This is a genomic window from Bacterioplanes sanyensis, assembly GCF_014652515.1.
Taxonomy (GTDB): Bacteria; Pseudomonadota; Gammaproteobacteria; order Pseudomonadales; family Oceanobacteraceae; genus Bacterioplanes; species Bacterioplanes sanyensis.
In genome coordinates, this window is record NZ_BMYY01000005.1 from 88,365 (window position 1) to 107,246 (window position 18,882).

Below are 18,882 nucleotides of genomic sequence, written 5' to 3' on the forward strand. Positions count from 1 at the left end.
AGCCTTCAGTATGATCGAGGTATTGGTAACACTGGCCATCAGTATCATTGGTCTGCTGGGTATCAGCATGATGCAACTTAACATTAATAAGGCCACTATAGACTCTGGTGCAAGATCACATGCTATTTGGATGATAGATGAGATAACAAATAAGATGTATGCGAATTGGGATAATCTTGAGCACTATGACACCAGCAAAAATGGTTTTACCTGTAATAGTTATGGTGGAAAGCTGTGTCTAGATAGCACACCTTGCACTGGGAAAGAGATGGCAGCCTATGATCTTTGGACATCCAGTTGTCCAGCTGCTTCTAAAGAAGCAAATGTCAACAAAAATGCCGCTGACTTTATTCCAGAACCGAAGCTCACTATAAAGCCCGTTCTAAGTACACGCTCTGCAAAAATCACGGTTCAGTGGACTAGCCGAGTTTCCAGCGATAGTGACTTAGGTGGAGGTAAGGATCCAGGCGGTACCGTTTCGATCAGCAGAGATATTCAATTATGAAGCAACTTAAGGCATCCAAAGGCCTGTCTATGGTCGAACTGATGGTAGCGTTGCTACTCGCATCCATTATCACAATATTTGTCAGTAATATCATGATTAATAGTTCGCGCAGTGCCAGTACATCGACCGGACTGGCCCAAGCCCAAGAGGCGGGAAGACTCGCCATGGCATGGCTGGGAGAGCGAGTTCCAAATGCAGGGTATCGTAACACCACATTTGTTTTTGATGTAGTCGACACCAGCTGCTCAGGAGCGGCTCATTGCCACAAAGACGTGAAAAGCAATGCCAATGGTGGCGATATTTTAGCGCTGAGACGCTTAAGCTCTCCAGGCTTAAATGAAGCCCCACAGCTCATGCAAACCTGCGCAGGAACAACCCTGCCCAATTCGGCGCTGAATGCCCCCAATGGCGTCATTGATGTGTATTGGATAGAAAAAGGTGATGTCAGCGATTTAACCACCGCGTTCCAACTCAAATGCGCCACTTATAGCACTGCAGGCGGCTCAACCACCTTAGTTGGAAGCAAAGAAAGCATCGCCAACGGCATCGAAAGCATGCAAGTGCTGTATGGCATCGAGGCTTCTAGTGAAGCTGACTCAGGGACTATCGAGCGGTATGTCAATGGAACCTATCTTAATAGTAACCCCAATATGGCCGCACGTGTTGTGGCGGTCAAAATAGCATTGTTGTCACGATCATTTGAAGATGACACACTCAATAATGACCGTAGAGGGTACCAGTTGCTCGATTCTGAGGTTACTTATGTCAATGATCGAGTAGCACGCTATATCAACACCTCAACATTCTGGCTACCCAATATGCAAAACAGGTAACATTTTTATGAGATATTCAGGTTTCTCACTGATTGAGCTATTAGTCACCATCGCCATTGTCGCGATACTCACATCACTGGCCATGCCTCAATATACACAGTATGTCCAGCGCGCAAGAAGAACTGATGCGCTAGATACCATTCAGCGTCTTATGGACGCGCAAGAGCGCTATTATGCCGCTAATGCGAAGTACACATTGAAACTGTCCGACATCGGCTTTAGCGCATCTACTCCGGGCGGCTATTATTCTTTAGGACTATCAAAATGTGGCACAAAAACAGAGTCACAGTGCATTGAAGTAACGGCCACTGCTCTTGGTGATCAGAAAAGCGATGGTAATATCGTCTTCAATACAGCGGGAAAACGCGAGCGAGATGGGAATCCGCTATAAGCTTTTCATCCGCAACTCCTTAGGCAGTGAGAAAACCACGTTTTCTGGCTGCCCTTGGAGTTCTTCTGGCTCTTGCCCGCCCAGCTCTTTTAATCGCTCAATCACTTCTCGTACCAAGACCTCTGGGGCTGATGCGCCCGCAGTGATGCCAACGCGTTCAATGCCTTCGAACCACTCTGGCGATACCTCATCGGCGCTATCAATCAAAAAGGCTTTGGCACCCATGCGCTCGCCCAACTCGCGCAAGCGATTGGAGTTGGAGCTGTTGACTGAGCCCACCACCAGCAATAAATCGCACTCTGCCGCTAAGGTTTTCACTGCATCCTGCCGGTTTTGTGTGGCGTAGCAAATATCGTCTTTGCGTGGCCCTTCGATGTTGGGGAACTTCGCCCGCAGAGCGTCGATGACTTTTGCGGTGTCGTCCATCGATAGCGTCGTTTGAGTGACGTAAGAAAGTTTATCAGGGTTGCGCACCTGCAACTCCGCTACGTCTTTTTCATCTTCAACTAGATAAATATCGCCGCCGGCAGAATGGTCGTATTGGCCCATGGTGCCTTCGACTTCTGGGTGGCCTTTATGACCAATCAGCACACACTCGCTGCCTTCGGCGCTGTAGCGGCTGACTTCCAAGTGCACCTTAGTCACCAGCGGGCAGGTGGCGTCAAAGACTTTTAGCCCACGCTCGCTAGCTTCATGACGCACAGCTTGCGAAACGCCATGGGCAGAAAAAATCACAATGGCGTCGTCTGGCACTTCGTGCAGTTCATCGACAAAAATCGCACCGCGCTCTCTCAAGTCATTCACCACAAATTTGTTGTGCACCACCTCATGACGCACATAAATCGGCGGCTCAAATAACTCCAACGCACGGTTAACAATATCGATGGCCCGATCGACACCGGCGCAAAAACCGCGCGGGTTAGCCAATTTAATTTGCATGGTTGACCTCGATGATCTGCACTTCAAATAGCAGTGTCTTTCCCGCTAGCGGGTGATTAAAATCCACGTACACGGCATCGCCTTCAATGCGGTCAATTACCCCTGGCAGTTCGGCGCCCTGAGCATCGGCAAACGACACCATCAAACCCGGTGCGACGGGCATGTCAGCGGCAAAGTCACTGCGCTTCATACGCTGAATGTTTTGCGGGTTAGGTTGGCCAAAGCCATTTTCTGGCGCCACTTCAAAAGTCTGATGATCACCTGGCTTTAACCCTAATAAACATTGCTCGAAACCGGGCAATAAATTGCCGTCACCAATAGTGAGTTGCGCTGGCGACTGCTCAAAGGTCGAGTCGACGGTATGCTCAGGCGAGAGCTTCAACGCGAAGTGAAGGGTTACTTGGCTATTATTACCAATAACATCGCTCATTGCTTGTTCTCCGATTTATTGCGCCGCTCTTCGCGTATTTCACGTACCACATCTAAAGCCATCATGATGGCGCCCACCGTAATGGCAGAATCAGCAATATTAAACGCAGGGAAATATGCGTCATTCCAATGCACAGAGATAAAGTCCACCACATGGCCGTGAACAAGGCGGTCAAACAGGTTACCCAACGCTCCCCCTAAGATCAGAGTTAACGCAATGGCCAACCAGCTTTGATCACGGGGAAGTTTTTTCAACCAACTCACCAGCATAATGCTGACACCGATGGCAACAGCGGTGAAAAACCAGCGCTGCCAGCCCGATGCATTGGCTAAAAAGCTAAAGGCGGCCCCTTTGTTATAGAGCAGCGTAAAATCCAATACCGGCAGTACATACACAGGCTGGCCATACTCCAGTACCGATTCGGCAATTTCCTTAGTCAGCAAATCCAGCCCTAGCACTAAGCCGGCCAACCAAGTCCACCATAGTGCAGTGTGTTTAAAAACTGACATTAAGCGTAACGACGGAGTTCACCGTCACCCTCCACGTTATCGACGCAGCGCTGACACAAGGTCGGATGCTGGCTGTCGCTGCCAACGGAATCGCTGTGATGCCAACAGCGTTCACATTTTTCTTTGGCCGAAGCGCTGACTTGAATGCGCAAGCCATCCAACTCCGTTGCATCACCCTCATCCGCCATGGCATGCAGGCGCACCTCAGACGTCAGCAAAACAAAGCGCAGTTCATCACCGAGTTTTTCTAACTCGGTTTTTAGTGCATCGCTGACGTATAAATCCAATTCGGCACTCAAGCTGGCACCGATGGTTTTATCACCACGTGCTTTTTCCAGTGCGCCGTTAACCGCTTGTTTTACCTCTAGGATACGACGCCAGTAAGCATCGCCCAGGGTTTCATCGCTCACCGCTGGGAAGTCTTGATACCATTCGGACAGCATCACAGAAGCAGTACGCTCACCTGGCAGGTTTTCCCAGATTTCTTCGGCGGTAAACGACAACACCGGAGCAATCCAGCGACTCATGGCTTCAAGGATGTGATACAACGCCGTTTGTGCACTGCGACGCGGCAAGCTGTCGGCCTTACAGGTGTATTGACGGTCTTTAATGACATCCAGATAGAAGGCACCCAACTCGCTGACACAGAAATTCATCAGTGCCTTGGTCAACGCTTTAAAGTCATAGGCGTTGTAATAGGCAATCAAGGTGTCTTGCAGTTCGCGGCTGTAAGCGATGATCCAGGCATCCAATGGCAACAACTCATCACCCGCGACCATATCCGTCGCTGGATTAAAGCCGTTGATGTTGGCCAGCATAAAGCGACAGGTGTTACGCACCCGGCGGTAGGCATCGGCAGTGCGCTTGAGAATTTCATCCGACACCGTCATTTCACCGCTGTAGTCGGTATCGGCAACCCACCAGCGCAAAATATCGCCGCCGAGCTTATTCATCACCGCTTTAGGCTCAACAATGTTGCCCAGCGACTTGGACATTTTGCGGCCCTGGCCATCAACCGCAAACCCATGGGTCAATGCGGTTTTGTAGGGTGCATGCCCGTAGGCTGCAACGCTGGTCAGCAATGAGCTTTGGAACCAGCCGCGGTGTTGGTCGGAACCTTCTAAATACAGATCGGCCGGCATTTGTAACTCATCACGCTGCAAGCAAACTGCGGTATGGGTTACGCCTGAGTCGAACCACACGTCCAACGTATCCGTTACTTTGTTGTAGTGCTCAGCGTCATCGCCCAGCAAGGTGCTGGCATCGAGATCAAACCAGGCATCAATGCCCTGCTCTTCAACCATCAGCGCGACTTTTTCGATCAACTCTGGCGTTTGCGGATGCAACTCACCGGTTTGCTTATGGGCAAATAATGCGATCGGCACCCCCCAGGTGCGCTGGCGAGAAATACACCAATCTGGACGATTTCCCATCATGCTCTCGATGCGTGCCTTACCCCAGCTTGGACGCCAGCTGACATTTTCATCCGCTTCTTGCATGGCTTTATCCAGCAAGCCGGCTTGATGCATGCTGATAAACCACTGCGGTGTGGCGCGGAAAATAATCGGCGTTTTATGGCGCCAGCAATGCGGATAACTGTGTTCGAATTTTTCTTTTTTCAGCAGCGCATTTTTTTCTGCCAATAATCCTAAAACACGGAAGTTGCCTTTATCGGCAGTACTCAGCCCCGCCAGCTCTAACGCCTCTAGCACCGGGGTAGCAACAAAGTTGCCGGCATCGTCCACCAGCATTTGCTCGGACTCAATGCCAAATTGGTTGCACACCACATAGTCGTCAGCACCGTGCATGGGGGCTGTGTGCACCGCACCGGTACCTGAGTCGGCGGTCACGTGCTCACCTGTGATCACAGGCACGGCTTTGGGCTGACCATCCGCCGTGGGGATAAACGGATGCAACAGCATAAAGGGCGCTTCGTTTTGCTCTGGCAGCTGAGCAAACGCCGCACCGTTCGCAGTTGCTAATACCTTGTAGTCGTCAATGCCGTAGCGCTGCAAAGCGTCTTTCACTAGGTCAGACGCCAGCACCAGTAATTCCTGCTGCTCAGTTAATTGCACCAGTGAATACTCAATCTGCGGATGTACAGACACCGCTTCGTTGGCTGGCAAAGTCCAAGGTGTGGTGGTCCAGATCACTAAGCTGGCTGGCAGCGTGCTCTCAATGCCAAATGCTTGAGCTAATTTGGCCGGCTCAGCAAAGGCAAACTTCACATCGATGGCGATGGATTTTTTATCCTGGTATTCGACTTCCGCTTCTGCCAGTGCCGAACCACAATCGCTACACCAGTTAACCGGCTTAAAGCCTTTGTGCAAATGGCCATTGTCGATGATGCGGCCCAGGGTGCGAATGATGTCGGCTTCAAATTTGAAGTCCATGGTGAGATAAGGATTTTCCCAATCCCCCAACACCATTAAGCGCTTAAAGTCGGTACGCTGACTGTCGACCTGCTCGGCGGCGTATTCACGGCAGTGCTTGCGGAACTCACTGGCACTGAGGTTTTCACCCACCTTGCCAACTTTTTCTTCCACCTTCAGCTCAATCGGCAAACCGTGACAATCCCAGCCCGGCACGTAAGGCGCATCCTTACCGTTCAGAGTTTGCGATTTAATAATGATGTCTTTCAGCACTTTATTCACGGCGTGACCTGCGTGAATGGTGCCGTTCGCATACGGAGGGCCATCATGCAAAATAAAGCGGTCGCGACCGGCACGCGCCTCACGAATCTGCTGGTACAGTCCGATTTGCTCCCAACGCGCCAATAATTCAGGCTCGCGCTTGGCCAGGTTACCGCGCATCGGGAATTCGGTATCTGGCAGATTCAGGGTCGACTTGTACTGGCTTTCCACTTTATCGTTCATAGTTAGGTCACTTGGTTAATAAGCTGAATTCTGTGGCGCAATGGCCACGAAAAGCGCCGGGCATGGCGGCAAAATAATGCTTAGCAGCGTTAAAATCGGCTTCAATGGCTTGCTTTAAGGCATCCAAACCGTTGAACTTTTTCTCGTCTCGAATTTTGTGCAACAACCCCACGGTCAAATGATGACCATACAAGTTTTCTTTGCAGGCAAACAAGTGCACTTCCAGCGAGGGCTCAGGTTCACCAGCAACGGTGGGTTTGTAGCCAATGTTAGCCACCCCGAGGTACTCTTCACCCGTGTCCTCATCGCACACCTGCACGGCGAACACGCCCGTCAGCGGCAACTTGGCGCGACGTATTAAAACATTGGCCGTTGGTGCACCTAGGGTACGGCCAAGCTGGCGACCATAGCCAACGCGTCCAGATAGGCGATAAGGGCGACCCAATAAGCGCCCTACCCGAGCGAGATTATTGCTGGCCAGTTCGCTGCGCACCCGTGTGCTAGAGATGCGCTCGCCATCAAACTCCAGCGTCGGCGTGTCTTCAACATCAAAACCATATCGCAGCCCTGCTTGCTGCAGCGCTTGATAATCACCACGGCGGTCACAGCCAAAACGAAAATCATCACCGACGATCAAATGCCGTATTTTGAGCGCATCAACCAGTATCTGATCGATGAACTCATCGGCGGACATGGAGCGTAAAGATTGGTTAAATGGCAAACATAAAACGTAATCAACCCCTGGATACTGAGGCCCACCGCGTAAATCCCGCAACTTATCGCGCAAACTGGCCAGTCGCGCCGGAGCATGCTCGGGGGCAAAAAACTCTTTCGGCTGGGGTTCAAACAGCAACACCAGTGTTGGCAATGCATGCTCGCTGGCTTTTTGCTGCAGTGAGCGCAACAACGCCTGATGCCCTAGGTGCACGCCGTCAAAGTTGCCAATGGTGGCAACGCAGCCGGCAAAGCCGGATGGCAAATTGTACAACCCACGCACCAATCGCATGCCAATCACCTGAAAAAAATGAGGGCCGGATTATAGCTAACTGGCCTCACTTCTAACAGGTGCGAGGCACAGCTCTGGCAGGGCCACATCGCAACCTATTCAAATCGCGCACCGCGCAAATGGCGAGGGCGAAGCCCCAGCGCGGCCAACACGGCAAAATAGAGCAGCACACCACTGATCACCAGCAATGCCATTTGCCCGGCTCTCTGCCCGGCACTCCAAAGCAGCCACTGCTGCGCATCGCCCATCAACAACACGATAGCGCCTGCCAAAGCCAGCAGAGCCAGCACCACTTTGGCACTGTAACGCCACCAACCCGGCTGCAAATTTAAGGTGTTTGAACGGCGCAACCCACGGTAGAGCATCCAAGCGTTAAAATACGACGACAGCGCCGTCGCCAGCGCCAGCCCAACATGCTGCAGCGGTATCACCAACGCTAGGTTAAGCACCATGTTCAACACCATGGCCTGAACACCGATACGCACCGGCGTTTTCGTGTCTTGCCGTGCGTAATAGCCAGGCGCCAACACTTTAATCAACATAAACGCCAGCAGCCCGCTGCCGTAGGCCTGCAGCGCCAAGGCCATGTTGCCGATGTCGTAAGGGGTCATTTCACCGTGATAAAAGATGGTCGCCATCAACGGAGTGGCCAACAGCACCAAGGCCAGCGCCGCGGGCAGCGCCAACAAAATCACCATGCGCAGCGCCCAATCTAAGATGGCGGCAAAGCGCTGATGATCATCACGGGCGTGATTGGCGGACAAACTGGGCAACACCACCACCCCTATGGCAATGGCAAACACGCCTAACGGCAAGTTGTTTAAGCGGTCGGCGTAATACAGCCAACTGACACTGCCGCTCTCGAGGAAAGACGCTAATAAGGTATCGAGCAGTAAGTTAATCTGACTCACCGACACCCCAAACAAAGCCGGCACCATCAACCCACCCACACGACGCACACCGTCATCTTTGGTGTTGGGCCGTGGCCACACCAGCATGCGCTGGCGCGCCAGAAACGGCAATTGAAACAGCCACTGCAACGCGCCAGCCAACAGCACGCCCCAGGCCAGCGCAAACAAAGGCTCAACAAACAGCGGCGTCAAATACCACACCGAGGCGATTAAGGTGATGTTCAAAATCACTGGGGTAAAGGCTGGTACCGCAAAACGTCCGTAGGCGTTTAATACACTGCTGCTAAAAGCAGCCAGGGAAATAAACAACAAATACGGGAAGGTAATGCGCAGCAAGTCGCCGGTTAAGGCAAATTTTTCTGGGTCAGCGCGAAAGCCGGGGGCAAACAACCAAGGCAGATAATCGGCAAATAATAATGCCAGCGCGGTTAACAGCAACAGCAGCAAGCCCAACGTGCCTGACATGCGCGCGACAAACAGCCGTACCTCATCGAGGCTGCGCTGCGCCCGATATTCACTTAATACGGGGACAAAAGCGACGGAAAACGCGCCTTCGGCAAACAAGCGTCGAAAGAAATTAGGAATTTTAAAGGCCACAAAAAACGCATCGGCACGGGCGCCAAAATACTGCGCCACCACCACATCGCGCACCAACCCCAGCACCCGGCTGAGCAACGTCATCAGGCTAACGATGGAAGAGGAGCGCAACAGCCCCTTTGATGAATGCGATTCCTGTTCTGACATCAAGTTTGAATCCTGTAAGGCGCCTCTACGCGACCTTTGCGACGGCGACCAGGCCATACGGCAGGCATAAAAAAACCCGCCGGTAGCGGGTTTTTACGAACTGTTCAGCTATCAGCCTTTCAGTGCGAATACCTTAGCATTCAGACGGCTCTTGGTACGTGCAGCAGTGTTCTTGTGCATGATACCTTTGTTTACCATCTTGTCGATGTAAGGTTGAGTCTTGGTAAACGCAGCTTGAGCTTGCTCATAATCACCAGTTGCAACGGCAGCGTGTACTTTCTTGATGTAAGTACGAACCATTGAACGCAGGGCTACGGTACGAGCACGACGCTTGATAGCCTGACGGGCGCGTTTACGAGAACCAGCAGAATTTGCCACAGTCGGCTCCTCAAAATTGGTTATTTCAGTTATTCAGGAGCCGGCTCTACCCAAGCTCCACAAGAGAGGGCCGGAATTATCCAGACTCGTCCGGCCAGTGTCAACCGTCAGTCGATCACGACAGGCGCGAATGACTTCACTAAATCGTCAATGGCTTTCATTTGCGCCAAATATGGCTCTAATTTGTCCAACGGCAGCGCACATGGACCATCGCACTTGGCTTCTGCAGGGTTGGGATGCGCCTCGATAAACAAACCAGCAATGCCCAGCGCCATACCCGAGCGCGCCAACTCAAACGCTTGAGCGCGTCGACCATCAGCAGAATCCGCACGGCCACCTGGGCGCTGCAAGGCATGAGTCGCATCAAACACCACCGGCGCCTGCTGCTTCATATCGTCCATGCCCAGCATGTCGACCACCAGGTTGTTGTAACCAAAGCTGGAGCCACGCTCACACAACATCACCCGCTCGTTACCAGCTTCGGCAAACTTAGTGATGATGTGGCGCATTTCGTGGGGCGCTAAAAACTGCGGCTTTTTGACATTAATGGCAGCACCGGTTTTCGCCATCGCCACCACTAGGTCGGTCTGACGCGCCAAAAATGCCGGCAACTGGATCACATCCACCACTTCCGCTACCGGTGCGGCCTGATAGGGCTCATGCACGTCGGTAATGATGGGCACATCGAACTGCGCTTTGATATCGGCAAAGATTTTCAACCCTTCTTCCATACCTGGGCCGCGGTAGGAGTTAATAGAAGAGCGATTGGCCTTATCAAATGACGCTTTAAAGACGTAAGGAATGCCGAGCTTTTCCGTAACTTGCACATAGTGCTCACAAATGCGCAGTGCCAGATCGCGACTCTCTAACACATTCATGCCACCAAATAAGGTAAACGGCGCATCATTGCGCACTTCTAAGCCAGCAACATTGACCGATTCAATCATTGTCATTTTCTTCCTGTTGTTGTCACAGTACGACCAGGTTGTCTCTGTGAATCATTTCCGGATCAGTGGCCACACCTAACACATTGGCCAACTCACGGGTTGGGGTACGCACCACCAAACTGGCTTCTTCCGAGCTGAAGTTCACCAATCCTTTGGCCACCAGGGCACCGCTTTCATTCACGCAGGCAACCACTTGCCCACGATCAAATTGACCACGCACCGCCGCCACACCAATGGGCAGCAGGCTTCGACCTTGCTCACGCACTGCCGTCACAGCGCCAGCATCTAACACCAACTCACCGCAGGTTTGCAAATGACCGGCAATCCACTGCTTACGGGCCACCAATTTTTCGGCATCGGCCAACAGCAAGGTGCCAATCATTTCACCGGCGCGCAAACGCTCCAATACCGCTGGCTGGCGACCACCGACAATCACAGTGTCGGCACCAGAGCGCGCTGCCAAGGTCGCCGCGCGCACCTTAGTGGCCATGCCACCGCGCCCTAAACTGCCACCACCGCCCGCCATGGCTTTAAATGCCGGGTCAGACGCCTGGCCTTGATGCACAATTTGCGCATCAGCATGGCGACGCGGGTCCGCGGTAAACAAACCATCTTGATCGGTCAGCAGCACCAATAAGTCCGCCTCAACCAGATTGGCCACCAAAGCCCCTAAGGTATCGTTGTCGCCAAAGCAGATTTCGTCCGTTACTACGGTGTCGTTTTCATTGACGATGGGCACCACACCCATGTCCAGCAGCGTGCGTAACGTGGTGCGGGCATTGAGATAGCGCCGGCGATCGCTTAAATCGTCGTGGGTGAGAAGGATTTGTGCGGTGTGAAACTGATGCTGCGCAAACGCGCTTTCATAAGCCTGAATCAGGCCCATTTGACCGACAGCGGCGGCGGCCTGTAACTGGTCCAACTGCTCGGGCCGGCGCTGCCAGCCCAAGCGACGCATACCTTCTGCCACCGCCCCAGATGACACCAGTACGATTTCGTGGCCCGCTTGCTTCAGCGCCGCCATTTGGTCAACCCACTGGCGAATGCGTGCCTGATCTAGGCCTTTGCCGTCATTGGTCAGCAAGGCACTGCCGATTTTCACAATCCATCGCCGACGCTGCGCCAACTTGGCGCGCACATCCGGCTGCATTACACCCGCCTCACTCATGCACGGCTCCTGCGTGATTATTCGTTGGTGTACACCACTTCGACGTCGTGGTCGTCGTCGTCATCATCTTGCTTGGCTGCTTTGCGCGCAGCGCGCTGCTCTTGGCGACGCTCGGCCAGCATTTCCATGTGTTCGCGCGCTTCTTCCTCCACTTGCTCGCGCTCAGCCAGCAGCGCCTCTGCGAACTCTTCATCTTCCTGGGCGCGCTGCTGGCGCTCTTCGATGAAGTTCATGATGTCGCCCACCAACGCTTTGGTGCCCTGCTGACTGATGGCGGCAATGCGATACACAGGGCCATCCCAGTCGAGCTGATCCAATACCGCCTGACAGCGCTGCTCACGTTCATCTTCAGGAATCAAATCGAGTTTATTCAGCACCAGCCAGCGCTCCCGCGCGGCCAGACCGGGCGAAAATTCTTCCAGCTCACGTGAAATGGCTTGTACTTTTTCCGCCGGATCAGAGCCGTCAAACGGCGCCATATCAACGATGTGCAGCAAAATATGGGTGCGCACCAGGTGCTTTAAAAAACGCGTGCCTAAACCCGCACCTTCTGAGGCGCCTTCAATCAGCCCAGGAATATCGGCAATCACAAAACTGCGGTGCTGCTCCAGCGATACCACGCCCAGGTTGGGCACCAAGGTGGTAAAGGGGTAATCCGCAACTTTCGGTTTGGCCGCCGACACTGCACGAATAAAGGTAGATTTACCGGCGTTCGGCATGCCCAGCAGGCCGACATCGGCCAGCACTTTCAGCTCCAGCTTGAGGTTGCGCGACTCGCCCTCTTGCCCTGGCTTAGTCTGACGCGGCGCCTGGTTAGTACTGGATTTGTAGCGCGTATTGCCAAGACCATGATAACCGCCGCGCACCACCATCAGGCGCTCGCCGACGTAGGTCAAATCGCCCAAGGTTTCGCCCGTGTCGTCATCAATGGCCGTGGTGCCCACCGGCACCTTCAATATCAGGTCTTCGCCTTTGGCGCCGGTGCAGTTGCGGGCACCGCCTGCCTCACCGTTTTGCGCTTTAAAGCGACGGGTGTAGCGGTAGTCAATCAAGGTGTTGATCGACTCATCGGCTTCGAGATAAATCGAGCCGCCATCACCGCCATCACCGCCGTCTGGGCCACCCTTGGGCACAAACTTCTCACGACGAAAGCTCAGACAGCCATTGCCTCCTTTGCCGGCCTCGACCGATATCGTTGCTTCATCGACGAACTTCATACTTTGCCCCTCCAGGGTGGTTACAAACAAAAACGCCCCGCCAGCTCATAGCTGCAGGGCGTCGAGCCATCATGCCAAGCGAAATTACGCTGCTGGAACGATGCTTACAGTCTTACGGTTGTTCTTACCTTTGATTTCGAATTTTACTTCGCCATCAGCGGTTGCGAACAAAGTGTGGTCACGACCAACACGTACGTTGTCACCAGCGTGGAAACGAGTGCCGCGCTGACGAACAATGATGTTACCGGCTTTGGCCGCCTGACCACCGAACATTTTCACGCCTAAGCGTTTACTTTCGGAATCGCGACCGTTCTTGGTGCTACCACCAGCCTTTTTGTGTGCCATGATCTTGCTCCTCGTTATTGGGTCGCTGCAACGCTGCGGATGCGGCCGGTTTGGCTACCGAACACGGACCCAGGAATTCAGTTCAGATGATTAGCCAGCGATGCTGGTGATTTTCAGCTCGGTGAACCACTGACGGTGGCCCATTTGCTTCATGTGGTGCTTACGACGCTTGAACTTCAGGATTTTAACCTTCTTGTGACGACCGTGGCTAACCACTTCTGCAGTCACTTTGGCGCCTTCAACAACCGGTGCGCCGATTTTAACGTCGTCGCCGTTGCCGATCAGCAGAACTTTTTCCAGCTCAACCGCTGCGCCAGTTTCAACTTCCAGTTTTTCAACTTTCAGCGTTTGGCCTTCTTCAACACGGTATTGCTTACCGCCAGTTACCACTACTGCGTACATTGTACGTTCTCCGCTTATCGCTTAATGAACCCGGCATCATTGCTGCTTCTTACTCGGGCTGTCTGCCAGCCACGTCCTGCTTCTACTGGCAACGCTCTGGTTTCCATATGGCAGGGAGCAGAATTTCGGGGCGCGAGACTATACCGCAGGCACGATCATGGCGCAAGTTAGGCGGCGGTCTTTCTTGACACTCCGACGGTGCCTCCCTAGCATCTGCGCCTCTAACTCCTATTACCACCGGGCAGCCGTCGACCGCCATGCAGATTTCAGACATTCTCTCCGTCGTTCAATCCGAGTTTCAGGCTGTCGATCGCCTTATTCACGAGCAGTTAGCCTCGCGCGTGCCCCTGGTCGAAAAAATCGCCGACTACATCGTCTCCAGCGGCGGCAAACGCATTCGTCCTTTGCTGGTACTGCTGACCAGCCGCGCCCTGCAGCGCAGTGATGCTGAAGCCGTCAAACTGGCCACTGTGATCGAATTTTTGCACACCGCCACCCTGCTGCACGACGACGTGGTCGACACCTCCGACATGCGCCGTGGCAACCCAACGGCCAACGCCAAATGGGGCAATGCACCGAGCGTACTGGTGGGCGACTTTTTATACAGCCGTGCTTTTCAGATGATGGTGGAGCTGGAATCCCTGCCGGTGATGAAGATTTTATCCGACGCCACTTGCGTGATCGCCGAAGGCGAAGTGCTGCAACTGACCAATGTAAAAAACCCGGACATTACCGAGCAGCAGTACCGCGACGTCATTCATGGCAAAACCGCCATGCTGTTCGAAGCCTCCACCCACGCCACTGCAGCCCTGTATCAATGCAGCGATGAGCAGCAACAAGCGCTGCAGCGCTACGGCACCGAGCTGGGCATGGCTTTTCAATTGATTGACGATGTGCTCGATTACAGCGGCGATGCGGCAGAGCTGGGCAAAAACGTTGGCGATGACCTAGCCGAAGGCAAGCCTACCTTGCCACTGATTCATGCCATGGCTCATGGCAATGACGAGCAGCGCCAGCTGATTCGCCGCGCGATTCGCCGCGGTGGCCTTGAACAAATGGATGACGTGATTCGCATCGTTCAAGCCTGCGGTTCTTTAGACTACACCCGCCAACAGGCGCAGACCTGCGCGGACAACGCCAAGCAACAACTCGAACTTTTGCCCGACAGTGAGGCCAAAACAGCGCTGGCAGCGCTGGCCGATGTAGCCGTGATGCGTACCCATTAATTCGACAGCCATTGGCTGTCTGCACCAGGAAAGGAAGTATCGTGATCAAGTGGATGTTACTACTGGTCAGCCTGATTGCCCCGTTCAGTCACGCCAACCTGCTCGACTCATTGAGCGACGAGCCCAAGTTTTTACCCGTTGACGAAGCATTCCCGCTTACCACCCGCTTTGAAGGGCAGCAACTGATCGCCGACTGGGACTCCAGTGACGGCTATTACCTGTATAAAAGTCGCATTTACCTGTCGCAGCAGGGCCAAGAAATAACGCCTGTGTCTTTTTCTCAAGCAGGTAAAGAAAAAGACGATCCGGCGTTTGGCATCGTCACCGCATTTTACGGCCCACTGAGCGCCACCTTTGATTTGAACCAGCTCTCCGAGGGTGAATTCACTCTGCACCATCAAGGCTGTGCCGACGCCGGCCTGTGCTACCCGCCGCAAAAATTAAAGCTCAGCTGGGATGGCAGCAGCGCCGCAAACACGAGCCCAGCAGCGAGCCTTGCAACAACCACAGCCAAACCCGCCAGCGCGGCTGCAACCAGCACCAACGAGCCTGCTGACGATAACTGGTTCACTGGCCGCTCCTGGGCCGCCGTGGTGGGCTTGTTCTTTTTGCTCGGTATTGGCCTGACCTTCACCCCCTGCGTATTGCCTATGGTGCCCATTCTCACCAGCGTGGTACTGGGCCAAAACAACACCTCGCCCGCCCGAGGCTTTGCGCTGTCCAGCATTTACGTACTGGGCATGGCACTGACGTATGCCGCCGCAGGTTTGACCGTTGGCTTATTAGGCGCTGGCGCCAATGTGCAAGCCTGGATGCAAACCCCTTGGGTACTGGCCGTATTTGCTGCGCTGTTTGTCGCCCTGGCGCTGGCCATGTTTGGCTTGTACGAGCTGCAATTGCCATCTGGCATTCGTAACCGCCTCAACGAAATGAATCAAAAGCAACAAGGCGGCCATTGGCTCAGCGTGTTTATCATGGGCGTTTTGTCCGCCTTGGTGGTATCGCCTTGCGTATCAGCGCCACTGGCTGGCGCCTTGGTATACTTAAGCACCACAGGTGACGCGTGGCTGGGAGGCAGTGCCTTACTGGCCCTCGGCCTCGGCATGGGAGCACCGCTCATCGTGCTGGGCACCACCGGCGCTTCTATCTTGCCCAAAGCCGGTGGCTGGATGGACCAGATCAAGGTGTTCTTCGGCGTGCTACTGCTTGGCGTCGCCATCTGGTTGCTCAGCCGGGTCATTCCAGGCGAAGCCGCATTGTTGCTGTGGGCCTTACTGGCACTGGTTTACGGCGTCGTTTTGGGCGCCTTTGAGCCAGCCAACAGCGGCAAGCAGCGCTTAGTTAAAGGCATTGCTTGGGTGTTCTTCTTATACGGCGCGATGGCTTTGGTCGGCGTACTGCAGGGCCAATCGAACCCACTGCAACCCCTGGCTACGGCAACCACAGTCGTCAGCCAAGAAAGCAGCAAGGCCAGCAGCCCATTTCGCAAGACCGACTCGATTAGTGAGCTTGAGCAAATCATTGCCAACAGTCCACGCCCGGTCATGGTCGATTTTTACGCCGACTGGTGCATCAGCTGCAAAGTCATGGAAGCGGAAATCTTCTCCCACGCCGACGTGCAACGCCAATTCAGTCACCTGACTTGGGTGAAACTCGACGTCACGGCTAACAGTGCCGAGCAAGTGCAATTTATGCAAAAGCACGGCGTGTTTGGGCCTCCTACGATATTGTTCTTCGATCAATCGCAGGAAGTCACCCCAGCGCGCATTGTCGGCGAGGTAAGCAAGCCGCAATTTGTCGAGCACGTCAGCGACCATTTCCCCTCGCGCTGACACTCAAGCCACACAACTGCAGACTCACCCTTGAGTTTTCGAGGGGTGACTCGATATATAAGACGCTGCCGCCTGTAGTGGCAGCGTCTGTTTTTCAGGTCAGCTCAGGATACTCACATGCACTACACCTGCCCTTCTTGCGGCGCCATTAACCGCATACCCGCCGAACGTAGCCAGCAGCAAGGCCAGTGTGGCCGCTGTAAAAATCCTTTGTTTAATGGCACACCGGTTGAACTCAGCGATACCGATTTCGAGCGCTTTATCGCCAAGAATGATCTGCCCGTGCTGGTCGACTTTTGGGCCAGCTGGTGCGGCCCCTGCCAGGCCATGGCGCCCGTGTTCAGTGCCACGTGCCAGCAACTGCAACATCAATTGCGCTTCGCCAAGGTCAACACCGAGCACACACCCATGACCAGCCAGCGCTTTGCCATTCGCAGCATCCCAACTCTTATTTTCTTTCACCAAGGGCGCGAAGTTGAGCGCCTGGCCGGCGCCCTGCCAGCACCACAACTGCAGCAATGGATCCAGCAAGCGCTGCAGAAAGTCGGCCAGTAAAAACGAGGATTAGCCTGATTCACATCAAGAACCGACAGGGCCAGGGTCGTATGCTGAAGGTGAAGCAAAGGAGAATAAAATGAGTATCGAAGCCCACGACCTACACCATGAGTTTCCAGAGATGTCTGAGCAAATTCGCGAGCTAAAAATGAACGATCGCCATTTCGCGCGTTTATTTGAGGAATACCACGAGGTTGACAAAGAAGTTCGCAAAATTGAAGAACAGGCCGAGGCAGCTTCTGATGAGCGTCTGGAGAACCTGAAACTCAAGCGCTTACATCTTAAAGATGACCTCTACAACATGCTCAAGCAAGCATAAAAAAAGCCCCGCAAGGGGCTTTTTTTATGGCACTCACATAACAACGAGCTTACAACTCGAAGCTGTGACGCAGCACGATGGTTTCCATACGGTCTGGGCCGGTGGAAATAATATCGATCGGTGCAGCAATCGCCTCTTCAACGAAGCGAATGTAGTTGCGCGCGTTTTCTGGCAGCTCGTCGATGCTCTTGGCACCGAAAGTGGACTCACTCCAACCCGGCAGCTCTTTGTACACAGGTGTGACTTTTTCGAACTGATCCGCCGACGCCGGCACTTTTAAGTCGTTGCCGTTTTCGTCGCGATAACCAATACACACTTTAATAGTCTCAAGGCCATCCAGCACGTCCAGCTTGGTCAGGCAAATGGTGTTGATTGAATTCACGCGAATGGCATGTTTCACCAACATGGCATCAAACCAGCCGCAACGACGATCACGACCCGTGGTGGTGCCTTTTTCTTTACCGACATCGGCCAGATGCTTGCCAACGTCGTCAAACAGCTCGGTTGGGAAAGGACCTGAGCCAACACGCGTGGTGTAAGCCTTGGTAATGCCCAGAATTTGGTCCAAATACAAAGGACCTACACCAGAGCCCGTTGCCACACCGCCTGCGGTAGTGTTCGAAGAGGTAACAAACGGGTAGGTGCCGTGGTCGATGTCGAGCAGCGTACCTTGAGCGCCTTCAAACATGATGTCGCCCCCCTGCTCGCGCACGGTGTGCACCAGATCAACAGCATCCACCACGATGTCTTTAATCGCCGCTGCCCACTCCTGGCAAGCCGCCAAGGTGTCTTCGTAGCTGACTTCATCAACGCCGTAGTAATGCTTCAGCGCGAAGTTATGGAACTCCATCACTTCTTTCAGCTTGTCGGCAAACTCAGGCTGGAACATATCGTCCACGCGCAAGCCACGACGCGACACTTTGTCTTCATAGGCAGGGCCGATACCACGCCCCGTAGTACCGATTTTGGCAGCGCCGCGCTTGATTTCACGCGCCTGATCCAAAGCGACGTGATACGGCAAAATCAATGGGCAAGCATGCGAGATACGCAGGCGCTCACGCACGGGCACACCGCGATCTTCCAACGCCCGCATTTCTTTCAGCAGCGCATCGGGTGCCAACACCACACCGTTGCCGATGATGCACTGTACGCCATCGCGCAAGATGCCCGACGGAATCAAATGCAGAGCGGTTTTTTCACCGTCAATCACCAGTGTGTGGCCAGCATTGTGCCCGCCCTGGAAACGCACCACAGCGGCGGCTTTTTCGGTCAGCAAGTCTACGATCTTGCCTTTACCTTCATCACCCCATTGGGTGCCTAATACAACGACGCTTTTACCCATTGCTTCA

The 18,882-nt window shown here is 53.8% G+C and carries 20 protein-coding genes; 7 read left to right on the forward strand and 13 right to left on the reverse strand.

Going from position 1 to position 18,882, the window contains the following annotated elements; translation table 11 throughout:
* Positions 1–10: 10 nt before the first annotated feature.
* The 3 genes from IE090_RS09460 to IE090_RS09470 are packed head-to-tail and all read left to right on the forward strand — an operon-like array spanning position 11 to position 1,729.
* Positions 11–505, forward strand: a complete 495-nt coding sequence (locus IE090_RS09460) for a PilV family protein (protein WP_189388127.1) — start codon at positions 11–13, stop codon at positions 503–505.
* On the forward strand, positions 502–1,338 hold the full coding sequence (locus IE090_RS09465) for a PilW family protein (RefSeq protein ID WP_189388128.1): 837 nt from the start codon (positions 502–504) through the stop codon (positions 1,336–1,338). The genes IE090_RS09460 and IE090_RS09465 overlap by 4 nt, the downstream gene beginning before the upstream one ends.
* A gap of 7 nt (positions 1,339–1,345) precedes the next feature.
* Positions 1,346–1,729: a type IV pilin protein gene (locus IE090_RS09470; protein WP_189388129.1), complete on the forward strand. Its 384-nt coding sequence runs from the start codon at positions 1,346–1,348 to the stop codon at positions 1,727–1,729.
* Here the strand turns inward: IE090_RS09470 and ispH are convergent.
* From ispH to rplU, 12 genes are all read right to left on the reverse strand, one after another.
* Positions 1,724–2,668 (reverse strand): 4-hydroxy-3-methylbut-2-enyl diphosphate reductase, encoded by a 945-nt coding sequence (gene ispH, locus IE090_RS09475; RefSeq protein WP_189388130.1) that lies wholly within the window; start codon positions 2,666–2,668, stop codon positions 1,724–1,726. The two genes, IE090_RS09470 and ispH, sit on opposite strands and share 6 nt — an antisense overlap.
* Positions 2,658–3,098 (reverse strand): FKBP-type peptidyl-prolyl cis-trans isomerase, encoded by a 441-nt coding sequence (fkpB, locus tag IE090_RS09480; RefSeq protein ID WP_189388131.1) that lies wholly within the window; start codon positions 3,096–3,098, stop codon positions 2,658–2,660. Before fkpB ends, ispH begins: the two co-directional genes overlap by 11 nt.
* Entirely contained in the window at positions 3,095–3,607 is a 513-nt protein-coding gene (gene lspA, locus IE090_RS09485) for a signal peptidase II (RefSeq protein ID WP_189388132.1), read from the reverse strand. Before lspA ends, fkpB begins: the two co-directional genes overlap by 4 nt.
* Positions 3,607–6,483 (reverse strand): isoleucine--tRNA ligase, encoded by a 2,877-nt coding sequence (gene ileS / locus IE090_RS09490; RefSeq protein ID WP_189388133.1) that lies wholly within the window; start codon positions 6,481–6,483, stop codon positions 3,607–3,609. The genes lspA and ileS overlap by 1 nt, the downstream gene beginning before the upstream one ends.
* Positions 6,484–6,490: 7 nt before the next feature.
* Positions 6,491–7,489: a bifunctional riboflavin kinase/FAD synthetase gene (ribF, locus tag IE090_RS09495; protein ID WP_189388134.1), complete on the reverse strand. Its 999-nt coding sequence runs from the start codon at positions 7,487–7,489 to the stop codon at positions 6,491–6,493.
* Between the two features lie 95 nt (positions 7,490–7,584).
* The gene (gene murJ, locus IE090_RS09500; RefSeq protein WP_189388135.1) at positions 7,585–9,144 is read right to left on the reverse strand and encodes a murein biosynthesis integral membrane protein MurJ; all 1,560 of its coding nucleotides are present in this window, start codon (positions 9,142–9,144) and stop codon (positions 7,585–7,587) included.
* Between the two features lie 111 nt (positions 9,145–9,255).
* Positions 9,256–9,522 carry a 30S ribosomal protein S20 gene (rpsT, locus tag IE090_RS09505; protein ID WP_189388136.1) on the reverse strand — a complete coding sequence of 89 codons (267 nt, stop codon included), beginning with the start codon at positions 9,520–9,522 and terminating at the stop codon, positions 9,256–9,258.
* A 107-nt stretch (positions 9,523–9,629) separates the two neighbouring features.
* Entirely contained in the window at positions 9,630–10,469 is an 840-nt protein-coding gene (gene kdsA / locus IE090_RS09510) for a 3-deoxy-8-phosphooctulonate synthase (RefSeq protein WP_229815676.1), read from the reverse strand.
* 22 nt (positions 10,470–10,491) lie between these two features.
* Positions 10,492–11,637, reverse strand: coding sequence for a glutamate 5-kinase (gene proB / locus IE090_RS09515; protein ID WP_229815658.1), 1,146 nt, complete (start codon positions 11,635–11,637; stop codon positions 10,492–10,494).
* A gap of 17 nt (positions 11,638–11,654) precedes the next feature.
* A complete protein-coding gene (gene cgtA / locus IE090_RS09520; RefSeq protein WP_189388138.1) occupies positions 11,655–12,854 on the reverse strand; it encodes an Obg family GTPase CgtA in 1,200 nt (399 codons plus the stop codon).
* Positions 12,855–12,938: 84 nt separating this feature from the next.
* Positions 12,939–13,199 (reverse strand): 50S ribosomal protein L27, encoded by a 261-nt coding sequence (rpmA, locus tag IE090_RS09525; protein WP_189388139.1) that lies wholly within the window; start codon positions 13,197–13,199, stop codon positions 12,939–12,941.
* A 90-nt stretch (positions 13,200–13,289) separates the two neighbouring features.
* A complete protein-coding gene (rplU, locus tag IE090_RS09530) occupies positions 13,290–13,601 on the reverse strand; it encodes a 50S ribosomal protein L21 (RefSeq protein ID WP_189388140.1) in 312 nt (103 codons plus the stop codon).
* 257 nt (positions 13,602–13,858) lie between these two features.
* Between rplU and ispB the strand changes: the two genes are divergently transcribed.
* The 4 genes from ispB (at position 13,859) to IE090_RS09550 (ending at position 17,533) form a co-directional block, all read left to right on the forward strand.
* Positions 13,859–14,827, forward strand: coding sequence for an octaprenyl diphosphate synthase (ispB, locus tag IE090_RS09535; RefSeq protein ID WP_189388141.1), 969 nt, complete (start codon positions 13,859–13,861; stop codon positions 14,825–14,827).
* 41 nt (positions 14,828–14,868) lie between these two features.
* Positions 14,869–16,659, forward strand: a complete 1,791-nt coding sequence (gene dsbD / locus IE090_RS09540) for a protein-disulfide reductase DsbD (protein ID WP_189388142.1) — start codon at positions 14,869–14,871, stop codon at positions 16,657–16,659.
* Between the two features lie 117 nt (positions 16,660–16,776).
* Positions 16,777–17,214, forward strand: coding sequence for a thioredoxin TrxC (gene trxC, locus IE090_RS09545; protein WP_189388143.1), 438 nt, complete (start codon positions 16,777–16,779; stop codon positions 17,212–17,214).
* Between the two features lie 79 nt (positions 17,215–17,293).
* Complete coding sequence (locus IE090_RS09550; RefSeq protein WP_189388144.1) at positions 17,294–17,533, forward strand: HP1242/YdcH family protein; 240 nt, start codon at positions 17,294–17,296, stop codon at positions 17,531–17,533.
* 49 nt (positions 17,534–17,582) lie between these two features.
* On the opposite strand, the gene IE090_RS09555 is transcribed toward IE090_RS09550, so the two are convergent.
* On the reverse strand, positions 17,583–18,875 hold the full coding sequence (locus IE090_RS09555; protein ID WP_189388145.1) for an adenylosuccinate synthase: 1,293 nt from the start codon (positions 18,873–18,875) through the stop codon (positions 17,583–17,585).
* Positions 18,876–18,882 lie beyond the last annotated feature (7 nt).

Coding starts and splice junctions, on each gene's coding strand:
- IE090_RS09460 (WP_189388127.1), top strand. CDS start 11: ATGATCGAGGTATTGGTAACACTGGCCATCAGTATCATTGGTCTGCTG.
- IE090_RS09465 (WP_189388128.1), top strand. CDS start 502: ATGAAGCAACTTAAGGCATCCAAAGGCCTGTCTATGGTCGAACTGATG.
- IE090_RS09470 (WP_189388129.1), top strand. CDS start 1,346: ATGAGATATTCAGGTTTCTCACTGATTGAGCTATTAGTCACCATCGCC.
- ispH (WP_189388130.1), bottom strand. CDS start 2,668: ATGCAAATTAAATTGGCTAACCCGCGCGGTTTTTGCGCCGGTGTCGAT.
- fkpB (WP_189388131.1), bottom strand. CDS start 3,098: ATGAGCGATGTTATTGGTAATAATAGCCAAGTAACCCTTCACTTCGCG.
- lspA (WP_189388132.1), bottom strand. CDS start 3,607: ATGTCAGTTTTTAAACACACTGCACTATGGTGGACTTGGTTGGCCGGC.
- ileS (WP_189388133.1), bottom strand. CDS start 6,483: ATGAACGATAAAGTGGAAAGCCAGTACAAGTCGACCCTGAATCTGCCA.
- ribF (WP_189388134.1), bottom strand. CDS start 7,489: ATGCGATTGGTGCGTGGGTTGTACAATTTGCCATCCGGCTTTGCCGGC.
- murJ (WP_189388135.1), bottom strand. CDS start 9,144: ATGTCAGAACAGGAATCGCATTCATCAAAGGGGCTGTTGCGCTCCTCT.
- kdsA (WP_229815676.1), bottom strand. CDS start 10,469: ATGATTGAATCGGTCAATGTTGCTGGCTTAGAAGTGCGCAATGATGCG.
- proB (WP_229815658.1), bottom strand. CDS start 11,637: ATGAGTGAGGCGGGTGTAATGCAGCCGGATGTGCGCGCCAAGTTGGCG.
- cgtA (WP_189388138.1), bottom strand. CDS start 12,854: ATGAAGTTCGTCGATGAAGCAACGATATCGGTCGAGGCCGGCAAAGGA.
- rpmA (WP_189388139.1), bottom strand. CDS start 13,199: ATGGCACACAAAAAGGCTGGTGGTAGCACCAAGAACGGTCGCGATTCC.
- rplU (WP_189388140.1), bottom strand. CDS start 13,601: ATGTACGCAGTAGTGGTAACTGGCGGTAAGCAATACCGTGTTGAAGAA.
- ispB (WP_189388141.1), top strand. CDS start 13,859: ATGCAGATTTCAGACATTCTCTCCGTCGTTCAATCCGAGTTTCAGGCT.
- trxC (WP_189388143.1), top strand. CDS start 16,777: ATGCACTACACCTGCCCTTCTTGCGGCGCCATTAACCGCATACCCGCC.
- IE090_RS09550 (WP_189388144.1), top strand. CDS start 17,294: ATGAGTATCGAAGCCCACGACCTACACCATGAGTTTCCAGAGATGTCT.
- IE090_RS09555 (WP_189388145.1), bottom strand. CDS start 18,875: ATGGGTAAAAGCGTCGTTGTATTAGGCACCCAATGGGGTGATGAAGGT.